Origin of the sequence: Pseudomonas syringae, assembly GCF_002157375.1 — a bacterium.
In the GTDB taxonomy this organism is placed as follows: Bacteria; Pseudomonadota; Gammaproteobacteria; order Pseudomonadales; family Pseudomonadaceae; genus Aquipseudomonas; species Aquipseudomonas syringae_T.
This window is the reverse complement of the sequence record NZ_MTSA01000010.1, coordinates 132,242-146,193: the sequence shown is the minus strand read 5'-3', so window position 1 is coordinate 146,193 and position 13,952 is coordinate 132,242. Positions and strand designations below refer to the sequence as shown.

At 60.6% G+C, this 13,952-nt stretch carries 15 protein-coding genes; 6 read left to right on the top strand and 9 right to left on the bottom strand.

Features of this window, described 5'->3' with window-relative positions; all coding sequences use genetic code 11:
* Window positions 1-13: 13 nt before the first annotated feature.
* Window positions 14-1,054, bottom strand: a complete 1,041-nt coding sequence (locus BW686_RS14585; RefSeq protein WP_084917935.1) for a threonine aldolase family protein — start codon at window positions 1,052-1,054, stop codon at window positions 14-16.
* Window positions 1,055-1,153: 99 nt separating this feature from the next.
* On the opposite strand from BW686_RS14585, the gene BW686_RS14580 reads away from it, so the two are divergent.
* Window positions 1,154-1,900, top strand: coding sequence for a TraX family protein (locus tag BW686_RS14580; protein ID WP_084917933.1), 747 nt, complete (start codon window positions 1,154-1,156; stop codon window positions 1,898-1,900).
* Between the two features lie 177 nt (window positions 1,901-2,077).
* On the opposite strand, the gene BW686_RS14575 is transcribed toward BW686_RS14580, so the two are convergent.
* Both BW686_RS14575 and BW686_RS14570 read right to left on the bottom strand, forming a co-directional pair.
* Entirely contained in the window at window positions 2,078-3,274 is a 1,197-nt protein-coding gene (locus BW686_RS14575) for a class I SAM-dependent rRNA methyltransferase (RefSeq protein WP_084917931.1), read from the bottom strand.
* Between the two features lie 81 nt (window positions 3,275-3,355).
* On the bottom strand, window positions 3,356-3,895 hold the full coding sequence (locus BW686_RS14570; protein WP_084917929.1) for a type 1 glutamine amidotransferase domain-containing protein: 540 nt from the start codon (window positions 3,893-3,895) through the stop codon (window positions 3,356-3,358).
* A 248-nt stretch (window positions 3,896-4,143) separates the two neighbouring features.
* Here BW686_RS14570 and BW686_RS14565 point away from each other — a divergent pair, with 248 nt between their 5' ends.
* From BW686_RS14565 to BW686_RS14555, 3 genes are all read left to right on the top strand, one after another.
* Complete coding sequence (locus BW686_RS14565) at window positions 4,144-4,956, top strand: HDOD domain-containing protein (protein ID WP_179149274.1); 813 nt, start codon at window positions 4,144-4,146, stop codon at window positions 4,954-4,956.
* Window positions 4,957-5,001: 45 nt separating this feature from the next.
* A complete protein-coding gene (gene mutM, locus BW686_RS14560) occupies window positions 5,002-5,814 on the top strand; it encodes a bifunctional DNA-formamidopyrimidine glycosylase/DNA-(apurinic or apyrimidinic site) lyase (protein WP_084917927.1) in 813 nt (270 codons plus the stop codon).
* Window positions 5,815-5,910: 96 nt separating this feature from the next.
* Window positions 5,911-6,246 carry a multidrug transporter gene (locus BW686_RS14555; RefSeq protein ID WP_084917924.1) on the top strand — a complete coding sequence of 112 codons (336 nt, stop codon included), beginning with the start codon at window positions 5,911-5,913 and terminating at the stop codon, window positions 6,244-6,246.
* 3 nt (window positions 6,247-6,249) lie between these two features.
* Here BW686_RS14555 and BW686_RS14550 read toward each other — a convergent pair whose 3' ends face one another.
* The gene (locus BW686_RS14550; protein ID WP_002555640.1) at window positions 6,250-6,501 is read right to left on the bottom strand and encodes a YfhL family 4Fe-4S dicluster ferredoxin; all 252 of its coding nucleotides are present in this window, start codon (window positions 6,499-6,501) and stop codon (window positions 6,250-6,252) included.
* Between the two features lie 98 nt (window positions 6,502-6,599).
* A complete protein-coding gene (coaD, locus tag BW686_RS14545; RefSeq protein WP_084917922.1) occupies window positions 6,600-7,079 on the bottom strand; it encodes a pantetheine-phosphate adenylyltransferase in 480 nt (159 codons plus the stop codon).
* A 332-nt stretch (window positions 7,080-7,411) separates the two neighbouring features.
* On the opposite strand from coaD, the gene BW686_RS14540 reads away from it, so the two are divergent.
* Window positions 7,412-8,074 (top strand): TetR/AcrR family transcriptional regulator, encoded by a 663-nt coding sequence (locus BW686_RS14540; protein ID WP_084917920.1) that lies wholly within the window; start codon window positions 7,412-7,414, stop codon window positions 8,072-8,074.
* A 55-nt stretch (window positions 8,075-8,129) separates the two neighbouring features.
* Window positions 8,130-8,987 (top strand): sulfurtransferase, encoded by an 858-nt coding sequence (locus tag BW686_RS14535; protein WP_084917918.1) that lies wholly within the window; start codon window positions 8,130-8,132, stop codon window positions 8,985-8,987.
* A gap of 7 nt (window positions 8,988-8,994) precedes the next feature.
* Here BW686_RS14535 and BW686_RS14530 read toward each other — a convergent pair whose 3' ends face one another.
* The 4 genes from BW686_RS14530 to BW686_RS14510 form a co-directional block, all read right to left on the bottom strand.
* A complete protein-coding gene (locus BW686_RS14530; RefSeq protein ID WP_084918082.1) occupies window positions 8,995-10,026 on the bottom strand; it encodes a hydrolase in 1,032 nt (343 codons plus the stop codon).
* A 397-nt stretch (window positions 10,027-10,423) separates the two neighbouring features.
* Window positions 10,424-11,014 (bottom strand): 16S rRNA (guanine(966)-N(2))-methyltransferase RsmD, encoded by a 591-nt coding sequence (gene rsmD, locus BW686_RS14520; RefSeq protein WP_084917916.1) that lies wholly within the window; start codon window positions 11,012-11,014, stop codon window positions 10,424-10,426.
* Window positions 11,014-12,507: a M16 family metallopeptidase gene (locus BW686_RS14515; protein WP_084917914.1), complete on the bottom strand. Its 1,494-nt coding sequence runs from the start codon at window positions 12,505-12,507 to the stop codon at window positions 11,014-11,016. Before BW686_RS14515 ends, rsmD begins: the two co-directional genes overlap by 1 nt.
* Window positions 12,504-13,856 (bottom strand): M16 family metallopeptidase, encoded by a 1,353-nt coding sequence (locus tag BW686_RS14510; protein ID WP_084917911.1) that lies wholly within the window; start codon window positions 13,854-13,856, stop codon window positions 12,504-12,506. Before BW686_RS14510 ends, BW686_RS14515 begins: the two co-directional genes overlap by 4 nt.
* Window positions 13,857-13,952 lie beyond the last annotated feature (96 nt).

Below are 13,952 nucleotides of genomic sequence, written 5' to 3'. Positions count from 1 at the left end.
CTGAATAGACGCGTCAGCCCTGCATGACCAGCCTGATGTCGGCGGCCAGTTCGCGTACCCGGTCTTCTTCGGTGTCCCACGAACACATGAAGCGTGCGCCACCGTTGCCGATGAAGGTATAGAAGCGCCAGCCCCTTGCCGTCAGGGCGGCAATGGCCGGTTCTGACAATTGCAGAAACACGCCATTGGCCTGTACTGGAAACATCAGCTCCACGCCCGCAATGTCCTTGACCAGCTCAGCCAGCAACTGGGCGCAACGGTTGGCATGGCGCGCGTGTTTGAGCCACGCGTCGTTTTCCAGCAGGCCGACCCACGGCGCTGACAGGAAGCGCATTTTCGACGCCAGTTGCCCGGCCTGCTTGCAGCGGTAATCGAAGTCTTCGGCCAGGTCATGGTTGAAGAACAGAATGGCTTCGCCTACCGCCATACCGTTCTTGGTGCCGCCGAAGCACAGCACGTCGACGCCGGACTTCCAGGTCAGCTCGGCGGGTGATGCGTCCAGAAAGGCGCAAGCGTTTGAGAACCGCGCGCCGTCCATATGCAGGTGCAGGCCCAGTTCCTTGCAGGTCGTGCTGATCGCTTTTAGCTCCTCAGGCTGATAGACACCGCCCACTTCAGTGGCCTGGGTCAAGGTCACGACCCGTGGCTTGGGGTAATGAATGTCCTGACGCTTGAGCGCCACTTCACGAATCGATTCAGGGGTCAGCTTGCCGCCAGGGCTGCGGGCGGTCAGCAATTTGGAGCCGTTGGAGAAAAACTCCGGTGCCCCGCATTCGTCGGTTTCGACGTGGGCCGTTTCCGAACAGATGACACTGTGGTAACTCTGGCACAACGACGACAGCGCCAGGGAGTTGGCTGCCGTGCCGTTGAAGGCAAAGAACACTTCGCAGTCGGTTTCGAACAGACGGCGGAAATCATCCGACGCGCGCGCAGTCCATTGATCGTCTCCATAGGCACGTTGATGCCCTTTGTTCGCCTGCTCCATCGCTGCCCAGGCTTCGGGGCAGATACCGGAATAGTTGTCGCTGGCGAACTGTTGGCTTTGGTCTGTCATGGCCGATTCCTTATGGGCGATTATGGTGCGCACTGTAGCGACAATAGCGGACGCGGTCATGTGTTGGCTGCACGACTGACTTACCCGATCTGGAGTGATATGGATCTATCCAACCCGCCTTTTCTGCCGGGACGCAACAAGGCGCTGGACCTGCTCAAGTGGCTGGCGATGTTGAGCATGGTGCTCGATCATCTGCGCTATGTGGGCTGGTCAATTGACGTGCTGTATGTGCCGGGGCGTTTTGCGTTCCCTTGGTTCTGTCTGGCGATTGCCGTCAACCTCTCTCGGCGCAGCGCATCCATTGTGGCCCCGCGTGTGCAATGGCGCTACCTGGGCTGGTTGCTGATTTTCGCGGCATTATCGGAAATTCCGTACCGGCTGTTCATGACCGACGCGACGGTGCTGAATGTGATGCCGACGCTGTTGTTGGGGCTGCTGATCGCCCAAGGCTGGCAGCATCGCAATGTCACCACCCGGATCATGGCAATTGTGGCGTTACTGCTGGCGGCGGTATGTCAGCAACAGCTTATGTTTGGCTTTGCTGGCGTGCTGCTGCCGCTGGCCTTTGTGCTGGTACTGAGAAGGCCGCTCTGGTATTCGCTGTTTCCGGCTGCTTTGTGCCTGGCAGGCAACGCCTGGCCACAGATGTTCGCGGGCGCCAGTTGGGGCGATCCGATTTCCGTGGGTTCGATAGTCGCGTGCTTACTGGCGCCCGTGCTGGGCATGGTGTTGTTGCGCAGCAAGCCTGATTTCGCAGTGATCCCGATGCGCCGCTGGGCATACGCGATCTATCCGCTGCATTTTATGGTGTTGCTGGGGTTGCGGGCGGTGTTGGAGCGGGTCTGAGAATAATGAGGCTCGTGCCAATCATCTCTCGACTATCGTGCAACGCTCCGCGTCGGCATGCCGTTCAGGATGCTCCGCGTCCTCTTGCAACACAGAGCGTCGCGAACTGCATTCCCACGCTGAGCGTGCGGAACGATAACCTCGGCTATCGTTCGACGCAGAGCGGCCCTTCAGTCATCAGCTATTGGGCAGCAACCGGCAGGTGATGCTCTTGATGTAGCGCGTTTCGGCGATGGCCGGGTGGACCGGGTGGTCGGGGCCTTGGCCGCCGCGTTCCAGCAGCTGGATGTTGCGATCCAGGTGGCGGGCGCTGGTCAGAAGGATGTTTTGCAGGTCGTCTTCCGGCAGGTGCATCGAGCAGGAGGCGCTGACCAGAATGCCGTCCTTGCTGAGCAGGCGCATGGCCTGTTCGTTCAGGCGGCGGTAGGCACCTTCACCGTTCTTCATGTCTTTCTTGCGTTTGATGAACGCAGGCGGGTCGGCCACGATGACGTCGAAACGCTCTTCACCGGCTTTCAGTTCTTTCAATGCTTCGAACACGTCGCCTTCGATGCAGGTCAGTTTTTCCGCAAAACCGTTCAGCGCTGCGTTGCGCTCCACGCCATCCAGGGCAAAGGAGGAGGCATCGACGCACGTTACGTCAGTGGCACCGAAGGCCGCGGCCTGAATACCCCAGCCGCCGATGTAGCTGTACAAGTCCAGTACGCGCTTGCCTTTGACATACGGGGCGATGCGCGCGCGGTTCATGCGGTGGTCGTAGAACCAGCCGGTTTTCTGCCCGGCCATGACCGGTGCTTCGAACTTCACGCCGTTCTCTTCCAGTGAGACCCATTCCGGCACCAGGCCGAACACGGTTTCGACGTAACGGTTCAGGCCTTCCGCATCGCGGGCCGCCGAGTCGTTCTTGAACAGGATGCCGCTGGGCTTGATGACCTGAACCAGCGCCGCGATGATGTCTTCCTTGTGGTGTTCCATGGTGGCCGACGCCAGCTGAACAACCAGAATGTCACCAAAACGATCGACCACCAGGCCTGGCAGCAGGTCTGAGTCGCCGTAGACCAGGCGATAGAAAGGCTTGTCGAACAGGCGCTCGCGCAGCGAAAGCGCCACGTTGATGCGGTGAACGAGCAGGGACTTGTCGAGCGGCAGCTTGATGTCGCGGGACAGCAGGCGTGCGCAGATCAGGTTGTTGGGGCTCATGGCAACGATGCCCAGCGGCTTGCCGCCTGCAGCTTCGAGCAGTGCCTGATCACCGGCTGCAAAACCGTGCAGCGGCGTGGCAGCCACGTCGATCTCGTTGCTGTAGACCCACAGATGGCCGGCGCGCAGGCGGCGGTCGGCGTTGGCTTTGAGGCGCAAGCTAGGCAGGGACATGACGTCGCTCCTGAAAAAAGAGCGGGATTATAGCGCGTCATCCCGGTCATGCGCCGGGATGACGCGATTTATCGCAGCCGATTACGCCGACAGCGCGTCGATCAGTTTGCTGTTGAAGGCCGGAATGTCGTCAGGCTGGCGGCTGCTGATCAGCGTGCCATCGGTCACGACTTCCTGATCGACCCATTTGGCGCCCGCATTGACCAGATCATCTTTCAGGGTGTTGAAGCTGGTCAGCGTCTTGCCCTTGACCAGGCCTGCGGAGATCAGCAACCAGCCGCCATGACAGATGACGGCCAGCGGTTTGCCGGAGGCGTCGATGTCCTTGACGAGTTGTTGCGCGTCGCTGTCCACGCGGATGGTGTCGGAGTTCTGCACGCCGCCCGGCAATACCACGCCGTGATAGTCGGCGGCGTTGGCAGCCTTGAATGTGCGGTCGACCTTGAAATCGTCCGCAGGCTTGTCGTGATTCCAGCCTTTGACCTTGCCTTCTTCGGTGGAAAGAATCTCCACGGTGGCACCTGCTTGCTCCAGGGCTTCTTTCGGTCCGGTCAATTCGACCTGTTCGAAACCGTCGGTTACAAGAATTGCGATGCGCTTGCCGGTCAGTGCTTTGGACATGGGATCCTCCAGTGTCAGGCTTTCGGGATGGCGTATTGCCGCTTCCAGAGCGGTCCGTTACGCCGTCAACACAGAGTCCGAATCTGTGTGCCGATCAAAGTTCCAGGAAAATCTCCGGCGATGGTGATGGACCGTTCCCTGCCAAGGGGGCAGAATCAAGTCCTGACTTCGAGTGCGTACCTATGCCCCAAGAGCTGTCTCAAGAGCTAACTCCAGAACAGATCCAGCGGGAGCTGCAAGGCATCAGTGTGCCTCCGCAGCCGCAGATCATGGTGGATCTGCAGATGGAGCAGTACATGCCCGATCCGGACCTGCGTGCGATTGCTCATCTGATTGCGCAGGACCCGGGGTTGTCCGGAGCGCTGTTGAAAATCGTCAACTCTGCGCATTACGGGCTTTCGAACAAGATCGCCTCCATCGAGAAGGCGGTGAATCTGCTGGGCAGCCGTACGGTCATCAACCTGATCAATGCGCAGTCGATCAGGGGCGAAATGACGGATGAAACCATCGTCGCGCTCAACCGCTTCTGGGATACGGCGCAGGACGTGGCGATGACCAGCCTGACGCTGGCCAAGCGCATCGGCTCGCAGACCGTGGACGAATCCTACGCGCTGGGCCTTTTTCATGATTGCGGCATTCCGTTGATGCTCAAGCGATTCCCCAATTACATGCGCGTGCTGGAAGACGCCTACGCCAGTGCCGGGCCCGATTGCCGCATCGTCGATACCGAGAACAGTGTCTTCGACACCAACCATTCGGTGGTGGGCTATTACACCGCCAAGTCCTGGCGTCTGCCTGCGCACGTTACCGACGCGATCGCCAATCATCACAACGCATTATCGATTTTTCAAGACGATACCAGCCGTAACGCTACCTTGAAGAACCTGCTGGCACCCCTGAAAATGGCCGAGCACATTTGCCAGTCCTACCATGTGCTGGGCAACCAGGATGTGGACCATGAATGGGAAAGCATTGGGGCGCTGGTGCTGGATTACGTTGGTTTGTCCGAGTACGACTTTGAATACCTGAGGGAAAGCATTCGCGAGCTGGGCGCGCGCTGATCCTGCGCGCTGCCGCACTTTCCTTCCCGCACGACCGAGTTATCCATGCCTGAGTTACCAGAAGTCGAAACAACCCGTCGTGGCATCGCGCCGCATCTCGAAGGTCAGCGCGTCAGCCGCGTCATCGTGCGTGACAGCCGTTTACGCTGGCCCATCCCGGAAGACCTTGATGTTCGCCTGTCCGGTCAGCGCATTGTTCAAGTGAACCGCCGCGCCAAGTACCTTCTGATTCAGGCTGAAGTCGGCACCCTGATCAGCCATTTGGGCATGTCGGGCAATCTGCGTCTGGTCGAGGCCGGGCTACCGGCGCTCAAGCACGAACATGTCGATATTGAGCTGGAGTCCGGGCTGGCCCTGCGCTATACCGACCCGCGTCGCTTTGGGGCGATGCTCTGGAGCCACGATCCCCACAACCACGAACTGCTGATTCGTCTCGGTCCGGAACCCTTGACCGATCTGTTCGACGGCGAGCGGCTTTACGAGCGCTCGCGGGGCAAGTCGATTGCGGTCAAACCGTTCATCATGGACAACGCCGTCGTGGTGGGGGTGGGCAATATTTACGCGACCGAAGCGCTGTTCGCAGCGGGCATCGATCCGCGCCGTGAGGCCAAGGGCATCTCTCGAGCGCGGTATCTGAAACTGGCGATCGAGATCAAGCGGATCCTGGCGTACGCCATCGAGCGCGGTGGCACGACGCTGCGTGACTTCATCGGCGGTGACGGCAAGCCAGGGTATTTTCAGCAAGAGCTGTTTGCCTATGGACGCGGTGGCCAGCCCTGCAAGGTCTGCGGCACAACGTTACGCGAGATCAAGCTGGGCCAGCGTGCCAGTGTCTATTGCCCGAAGTGCCAGCGCTGAAATAACCGGTGATCACCCGGCTGGGGGCACTTGCTTAACACCCATCCGCGTTTATAGTGATGGCACCTTAATCTGCACCGCCTCAAGGACCACGCCATGAGCCCGTTTCGTATTCTCGCTGCCACGCTGGCGTTGTTCATCGGCTTGCAGGCAATGCCCGCTGCCGCCGATACCGCGGAAGGCAGCGGCGATCCGGTCTACACCATTCAAAACCCGCCGGCGTTCGCGATGATCGGTGATCTGCTGATCGCCCGACCTCTTTTGATCGTGGCCACTGTTATCGGCGCAGGTCTGTTCGTAATCGCTTCGCCGTTCGCCGCAGCAGGCGGCAATCTCGGGGCGACGGGCAAGGCGCTGGTGGTTGATCCGGGCAAGGCCGCCTTTGTGCGCTGCCTGGGTTGCACCGGCGACGGTTACGGCAGGCAGCAGTAAGGATCAGACCTTGCTGGTGATGATCCGGTACTTGTCCATCAGTTGCTCTTTGCTTTCGACGTGATTTTCGTCAAGCGGAATGCAGTCCACCGGGCAGACTTGCTGGCATTGCGGTTCGTCGTAATGGCCCACGCATTCGGTACACAGGTTCGGATTGATCACGTAGATCTCTTCACCTTGTGAAATCGCCTCGTTCGGGCACTCGGGTTCGCAGACGTCGCAGTTGATGCAATCGTCAGTGATGATAAGGGACATGAATTGCTCCTGCCGCGGCCGACGCCGGGGCACATGAAAACCAATGCGGCGAATTGTGCCGCATTAGGCTCCGGGATGCACCTTCACATGCAGCGCAGTCAGCGCTTGAAGCGTTCGGTGAGCGCTTCGGCGACAGCCGGGTGGACGAACTTGGTGATATCGCCGCCCAACGCCGCGATTTCGCGTACTAACGTCGAGGAAATAAACGAGTAGCGCTCTGACGGTGTCAGAAACAGACTTTCGACGTCCGGTGCCAGCTGCCGGTTCATGTTAGCCAGCTGGAATTCGTACTCGAAGTCCGACACGGCGCGAAGGCCGCGCAGAAAGACGTTAGTGTTCTGTTCCTTGGCGAAATGCGCGAGCAGCGTCGAAAAACCGACGACCTCCACGTTGGGCAAGTGCCTGGTGACCTCGCGGGCCAGCTCGACGCGTTGCTCCAGCGGGAACAGCGGGTTTTTCTTCGGGCTGGCGGCAACCGCAATGACCACTTGGTCGAACAGGCGCGAGGCGCGCTCGACCAGATCTCCATGGCCCTTGGTAATCGGGTCGAAGGTGCCTGGGTACAACACTCGGTTCATCGCGTCGTCCTGGTCGGAGTCCGTTGTGGGACTCGGATGGTATCGCAGCCATCCCGATGGGCCAAGCTGCTGTGGACACTCCAAAGATCGTATTGCGCCGATTATCGGCCATGTTCTGCAGGAAATGCCCTGATTGTGGGCCTATTTGTCGGCAGGGGACGGAGCGATCAGCGCACGAAAAGTTTGTTGATCAGGCACCGAGCCGTTTTGCTGGCGAACAAGGCGTCCAGGCATAAAACACGCTTGAATCAGATGGTTGGCGTATCCCGCTGGGCAGACGCTTGCGTTAATATCGCCACTATCTCATCAGCAACCGAGTGGCCTGATCCAGCATGGCGCCCCGTACCAAAACCCGTGAACGGATTGTGCAAACCAGCCTGGAGCTGTTCAACCAGCAAGGCGAGCGTAGTGTTACCACCAATCATATTGCAGCGCACATGGGCATATCGCCCGGCAACCTTTATTACCACTTCGCCAACAAGCAGGTCATCATCGCCGAGTTGTTTGGCGCTTATGAAAAGCTGGTGGGCAGTTTCCTGACGTTGCCTGTCGACCGTCCGCCGACGATCGAAGACAAACGCGATTATTTCCTGGCGATCATCGACGCCATGTGGCGCTACCGTTTTCTGCATCGCGACCTTGAGCATCTGCTGACGTCGGATGCGGAGCTAGCCCTGCGCTATCGGCGCTTTTCCTACCGCTGTCTGATGCAGGCCGTGACCATCTATCGAGGGTTCATCAGAGCGGGCATTTTGAAAATGGATGAATCGCAGATCGAATGGACCAGCCTCAATACCTGGATTGTCCTGACGTCATGGGTACGTTTTTTGTGTACCAACCGTGAAAACTCCACGGAAGTGAACGACTCAGCCATTCGACGTGGTGTCTATCAAGTGCTTATGCTCGAATCAGGCTTTGTCGCGCCTCAGGCCCGCGAAGCCTTCGACGCCTTGTGCGAAGCGTTTCATTCGCCGCTGCCCGAGGTACTGGCGTGAAGTTCGGTGCCGGTGAGCGGCCTGGTCATTCGGTTTACTGTTACAGGAGTGTGTCATGTCCATCGCGCAACTGATCAGCCCTGAACAACTGGCTGCACGCCAGAAAACGCCCGGTCTGGTGATTCTCGATTGCCGTTTTTCACTGGAAGATGCCGATTACGGCCAGCGCAGTTACGCTCAGGGCCATATCGAAGGTGCGTCCTTCGCCGACCTGAAGCGCGACCTCAGCGGGCCGGCGGTCAAGGGCAAGACCGGACGCCACCCGCTGCCGGATCCGGCCGCCTTGTTGCGCTGTCTTCAGTCGTGGGGCATTCATGCCGACAGCGATGTCGTGCTGTATGACGACGGCCCCGGCATGTACGCCGCGCGTGCGTGGTGGCTGCTGATATGGATGGGCAAGCGCGAAGGCGTTTACCTGCTGGATGGCGGGCTGAAAGCCTGGCATGCAGCAGGCCTGCCATTGAGCCTGAATGCACCGGATCATCAGCCCGGAAGCTTTCAGGGCGAGCCGGACATGTCGATGCTGCTCAGTGGCAACCGCTTGCAGGGCCGTCTCGGGCGTCCGGAAATGACCCTGATCGATGCCCGTGCCGAAGCCCGTTTTCGCGGCGACGTCGAACCCCTCGACCCGGTCGCTGGCCATATTCCCGGCGCGCAGTGTGTACCGTGCAGCGAGAACCTCGGGCCAGACGGGCGGTTTCTGTCACCCGGGCAACTCAAGCAACGCTTCGCCGAAACGCTGCAAGGTCGCCCACCGGAAAGCCTGGTTTCGTACTGCGGTTCAGGCGTCACTGCCTGCCTTAACCTGTTCGCCCTGTGCCTGGCCGGGTATCCGCTGGGTACCTTGTATGCCGGGTCCTGGAGTGAATGGATTACCGATCCGGCCCGCGAGGTGGCCACCGGCGCCGTCTGACCGGCGGTCAGTCCGGGCGGGCGCTGTGCTCATGGGCAGCGCTCAGCCACAGCGGGATGCGGCGCTCGAGGTAGTAACCCGGGTTGCGCAGCGAGCCGTCGACGAATCCGACATGGCCGCCTGCGGCGTGCAGCTCAAATTCGGTGCAGGACGACAGCTCGCTCGGCTCGGGCAGGCTGTGAGGGAAGACGAACGGATCGTCGCTGGCCTGAATGATCAGCGTCGGGGTCTGAATCTGGCCCAGGTAATAACGACTGGAGGCCCTGCGGTAATAATCGGTGGCATCGGCATAGCCGTGCAACGGCGCAGTCACCCGCCCATCGAAGTCCCAAAACGTGCGCATGTTCTCTAGCGAGCCGAGGGCCGCCAGTTCAGCAAGCCCCTCGGTAAGCCCTTCATGCTGGAAGCGCTGCTGTTTGTCGCGAACATAGGCGAGCATCGCGCGCATGAAGTGCCGCTGATATACCTTGGAGAATCCCTGGCCGATACGGTTGGCGCATTCGTCCAGGCGAAAGGGCACTGACACGGCCACGGCGCCCAGCAAATCGCTGTTCTTGCCCGACTCGCCCAGGTACTTGAGCAGCACATTGCCGCCCAGCGAATACCCGGCAGCGTAAAGCGCACCCCGAGGACGTTTTGCCTTCAGGTGCGCAATGACCTCAGCCAGATCATCGCTGGCCCCCGAGTGATAACTGCGCGACAGCAGATTCGGCTCTCCCGAACAGCCACGCCAGTTCAGCGCCACACTGGCCCAGCCTCGCGCAGCCAGCGCCTTCTGCAGCCCCGCGACATAAGGCGAGTTGGACGACCCGGTCAGGCCATGCAGAACCAGCACCAGCGGCGCATCGTCCTCATCCGGCCCATGCCAGTCCATGTCCAGAAAATCTCCGTCCTTCAGCCACAGCCGCTCGCGAGTCCGCGCCAGCAGCGTCGGCTTGCGCAACAACGGCCCCCACAGCGTCTGCAGGTGCGGATTACGCAGGCCGACGGCCGGGACGAATGGATTGGCATGGGACAGAAAGGTAGGGCGTGTGGGCACGTGCTTGCTCAACGATCAGTTCAGGGGTGACAGGCTATACGTTGCCACTAAGCAGTCCGGGATGTAAGGGGGGCTGATCGTTATGCGAGCCGGAATGTGTTCATGAAACTCTGCGGGGACGAGAGGACGCGGAGCGTCCAGAACTGCATGCCGACGCAGAGCATCGGCACGATAGTCACAAAAGTCTCGTTCCGCACGCTCCAGCGTGGGAATGCCTTTCACGACGCTCTGCGTCGTCAAGAGGACGCGGAGCGTCCAGAACTGCATGCCGACGCAGAGCGTCGGCACGATAGTCACAAAAGTCTCGTTCCGCACGCTCCAGCGTGGGAATGCCTTTCACGACGCTCTGCGTCGTCAAGCGCTGCATGCCAAACGCGGAGCATGTGTACGTGAGCTGTCAGCCTTGGCCCCGCTGCCACAACGCGTAATACACCTGCCCTGCCTTTTTCTCGCGGTGCAGGCGCCAGCTGCCGGGCAGGCCGGTGGTTGACGGTGGGGTTTCGCTTTCGGTGTAGATCCAGGCGGTGTCGGCCAGCCAGCCGCGGGTTTCCAGCAGGTTGCAGGCCGAGGCAAGCAGGCCTTGATGGAAGGGCGGGTCGAGGAAGACCACGTCGAAGGGGGCTGCGACGGCGGTTTCCAGGTGGCGCAGGGCGTCGTTCTGGGAAACCTGGCCGCTGGTGCAGTTCAAGGCGTTGAGGTTCTGGCGCAGGCTGGCAATGGCTGCGGCGTTGCTGTCCAGGGCAAGGCCCATGCTGGCGCCACGGGACAGGGCCTCGAAAAACAGCGCGCCGCTGCCCGTGAAAACGTCCAGCACCCTGGCGCCCGCGATGGAGGGCGCGAGCCAGTTGAACAAGGTTTCGCGCACGCGATCCGGCGTCGGACGCAGGCCGGGGGCGTCCGGGAACGTCAGGCGGCGGCTGCCCCATTCTCCCCCGATGATACGAAGCTGACCCAGGCCGTTATGGCCCTTCGGACGTGGATTGGCCATCAGTGTTCCGGGACCCCTACAGGTTGGCGGGCGGGTTTGTCGGTCGGCGCGGGCAAGGGCTTTTGCTCCACCGTCGGGCCGACGGTCACGATGACCATTTTGTCGGCGCTCAAGTGCTTGCTCATCGCAGCCTTGACCTGTTCGACCGTCACGCTCTGGGCGGCGGCCATGTAGTCCTCAAGATAGGTCAACGGCAGATCATAGAAGCCGATGGCACCCAGTTGGCCGACAATCGCCGAGTTACTGGCTGCGGTGAGCGGGAAGCTCCCGGTCAGCTCGCGCTTTACGTCGTCGATTTCTTTCTGGGTCGGGCCGTTTGCCAGGAAATCACGAACGATGTCCTGCACCAGTTTGAGGGTGTTTTCGCTCATTTCCGCACGGGTCTGCAAACCGATCATGAACGGCCCGGCCACCTGCATGGCCGTGAAGCCGGAAGAGACGCCGTAGGTCAATCCGCGTTTTTCACGCACCTCGGTCATCAGCCGGCTGCCGAAACCGCCGCCGCCCAGTACCGAGTTGCCTACCGTCAGCGCCGCGTAATCCGGGTCATTTCGGTCGATGCCCAGTTGCGCGAGCATCAGGTGGGTCTGGTTGGACGCAAACTCGATGTGGGTCGGAGCGGCCTTGGGCTCGACCGGCTCGGCGACCTTGGCCAGTGCCGGACCTTTTGGCAGTGAGGCGGAGACCTGCGCCGCGATGGCTTGCGCCTCGTCACGAGACAGATCGCCCACCAGCGCAATCACGGCATTGCCCGCCGCATAGGCCTTGGCATGAAAAGCCTTGAGCTGAGCAAGGGTAATGGCGTTGATGCTTTTGATGTTCCCTTCGCTCGGGTGGGCGTAGGGGTGATCGCCATACAGGCGGTTGAACAGTTCATTGGTGCCCAACGCGGCCGGGCTCTGTTTCTGGCTTTCCAGGCTGTCGATCAACTGGTTCTTGATACGCGCCAGCGAGTCAGCCGGGAACGTCGGCTTGCCCACGACTTCGCCGAACAGCTTCAAGGCCGGATCGCGTTTGTCGACCGCACTCAGGCTGCGCAGCGATGCAACGGCCATGTCGCGATAGGAACCGTTGCCGAAGTCTGCGCCCAGCCCTTCGAAACCCTGGGCGATGGCGCTGACGTCCTTGCCTTTGACGCCTTCGTTAAGCATGGCGTTGGTCAGCAGGGCGATACCCGGTGATTTCTGATCCTGGCTGCTGCCGGCAGCAAAGATCAGGCGCATGTCGAACATCGGCAGTTCGCGGGACTCGACAAACAGGACCTTGGCGCCTTCGGCGGTGTTCCAGGTCTGGATGTTCAGGGCGCGACGTGCTGGCGCCTTGCCGTCCAGCTCTTTCAGGGTTTGCAGGTTACTGCCCAATGCCGGTGTGGTCTGGGCTGGCTCGGCAGCAGGGGCGTCATCGGCCAGCACCGGCTGAGCGACAAAGACACCGAGCGAACCCGCCAGGATCAGGCCGAGCAGCGCATGACGTGGAGCATGGCGCTTGATCATTTGGCTTTCTCCTCAGGCAGAACGTGCGCAATGCTAAGGCGCTCGCGGGTGAAATAGGTATTGGCAGCTTTCTGAATGTCCTGTGGCGTGACGCTTTGCAGGTCTTCCAGTTCTTTGTCCATCAATTTCCAGGACAGGCCGACGGTTTCCAGCTCGCCGATCATGGTCGCCTGGCTGGTGATCGAGTCACGCTCGTACACCACGCCGGCAATGACCTGCGCGCGGACGCGGTCAAGTTCTTCGGCGGACGGTGCCTTGGTTTTCAGGTCATTGAGCAGACGCCAGATGCCGGCTTCGACATCGGCCAGGGTCTTCTTCTTTTGCGTATTCGGTATGGCACTGATCATGAACAGGCTGTCGCCACGGGCGAAGGCGTCATAGCGCGACGAGGCGCCGGACACCAGTTCTTCACCGCGCTCCAGACGTGCCGGAATACGCGCGCTGTAGCCGCCATCCAGCAGCGCGGCGATCAGGCGCAGCGCGTTGGCTGAACGTGGGTCTTCGGCCGTTGCAACGCTGGGCACGTTGAAGCCGTAAATCAGGTTGGGCAGCTGGGTTTTGACGTGCAGGGTGATCTTGCGCTCACCGGGCTCGGCCAGCTCGAGCGGCTTTTTCGAGGGCGGCACGTCACGGCGCGGGATCGGGCCGAAGAAGCGTTCTGCCAGTGCCTTGACCTCGTCGGGCTGCACGTCACCGACCACCACCAGTGTGGCGTTGTTCGGCGTGTACCAGGATTCGTACCAGTGGCGCAGTTCTTCAACCTTCATGCGCTCAAGGTCAGCCATCCAGCCGATAGTTGGCGTGTGATAGCCACTGGCAGGGTAGGCCATTGCCTTGAAACGTTCGAAAGCCTTGCCCATCGGTTTGTCATCGGTGCGCAGACGACGCTCTTCCTTGATGACTTCGATCTCGCGGCTGAACTCGTCAGGCGGCAGTTTGAGCGTGGCCATGCGATCGGCTTCCAGCTCCAGTGCGACGCTCAGGCGATCACGGGCCATGACTTGGTAGTAAGCGGTGTAGTCATCGCTGGTGAACGCATTCTCTTCAGCGCCCAGGTCACGCAGGATCAGTGAGGATTCTCCCGGCCCGGTCTTGCTGCTGCCCTTGAACATCATGTGTTCAAGTGCATGGGACAGGCCGGTCTGGCCTGGTGTCTCGTAGCTGGAGCCCACCTTGTACCAGATCTGGGAAACCACCACAGGGGCGCGGTGATCTTCGCGGACGATGACCTTGAGGCCATTGTCGAGGGTGAATTCATGGGTCGGTTGCGGATCGGCAGCCAATGCTGTCAGAGGCAGACAAATTGTGCTGAGCAGCAGGCCTGCGGCGCGGCGGGCTAAAGCATTCATTCGTTGTTTGAACCTGTAGGACGGGCCGCGTGAACTTAGCGTCAGCGGGCACGGGGGTGTTAGGATACTGATCCGTTTGCTTCAGAGACAGCCTTC

Bases quoted from the DNA above. Each gene is read 5' to 3' on its own strand.
- BW686_RS14585 (WP_084917935.1), bottom strand. From the start codon at position 1,054: ATGACAGACCAAAGCCAACAGTTCGCCAGCGACAACTATTCCGGTATC.
- BW686_RS14580 (WP_084917933.1), top strand. From the start codon at position 1,154: ATGGATCTATCCAACCCGCCTTTTCTGCCGGGACGCAACAAGGCGCTG.
- BW686_RS14575 (WP_084917931.1), bottom strand. From the start codon at position 3,274: ATGTCCCTGCCTAGCTTGCGCCTCAAAGCCAACGCCGACCGCCGCCTG.
- BW686_RS14570 (WP_084917929.1), bottom strand. From the start codon at position 3,895: ATGTCCAAAGCACTGACCGGCAAGCGCATCGCAATTCTTGTAACCGAC.
- mutM (WP_084917927.1), top strand. From the start codon at position 5,002: ATGCCTGAGTTACCAGAAGTCGAAACAACCCGTCGTGGCATCGCGCCG.
- BW686_RS14555 (WP_084917924.1), top strand. From the start codon at position 5,911: ATGAGCCCGTTTCGTATTCTCGCTGCCACGCTGGCGTTGTTCATCGGC.
- BW686_RS14550 (WP_002555640.1), bottom strand. From the start codon at position 6,501: ATGTCCCTTATCATCACTGACGATTGCATCAACTGCGACGTCTGCGAA.
- coaD (WP_084917922.1), bottom strand. From the start codon at position 7,079: ATGAACCGAGTGTTGTACCCAGGCACCTTCGACCCGATTACCAAGGGC.
- BW686_RS14540 (WP_084917920.1), top strand. From the start codon at position 7,412: ATGGCGCCCCGTACCAAAACCCGTGAACGGATTGTGCAAACCAGCCTG.
- BW686_RS14535 (WP_084917918.1), top strand. From the start codon at position 8,130: ATGTCCATCGCGCAACTGATCAGCCCTGAACAACTGGCTGCACGCCAG.
- rsmD (WP_084917916.1), bottom strand. From the start codon at position 11,014: ATGGCCAATCCACGTCCGAAGGGCCATAACGGCCTGGGTCAGCTTCGT.
- BW686_RS14515 (WP_084917914.1), bottom strand. From the start codon at position 12,507: ATGATCAAGCGCCATGCTCCACGTCATGCGCTGCTCGGCCTGATCCTG.
- BW686_RS14510 (WP_084917911.1), bottom strand. From the start codon at position 13,856: ATGAATGCTTTAGCCCGCCGCGCCGCAGGCCTGCTGCTCAGCACAATT.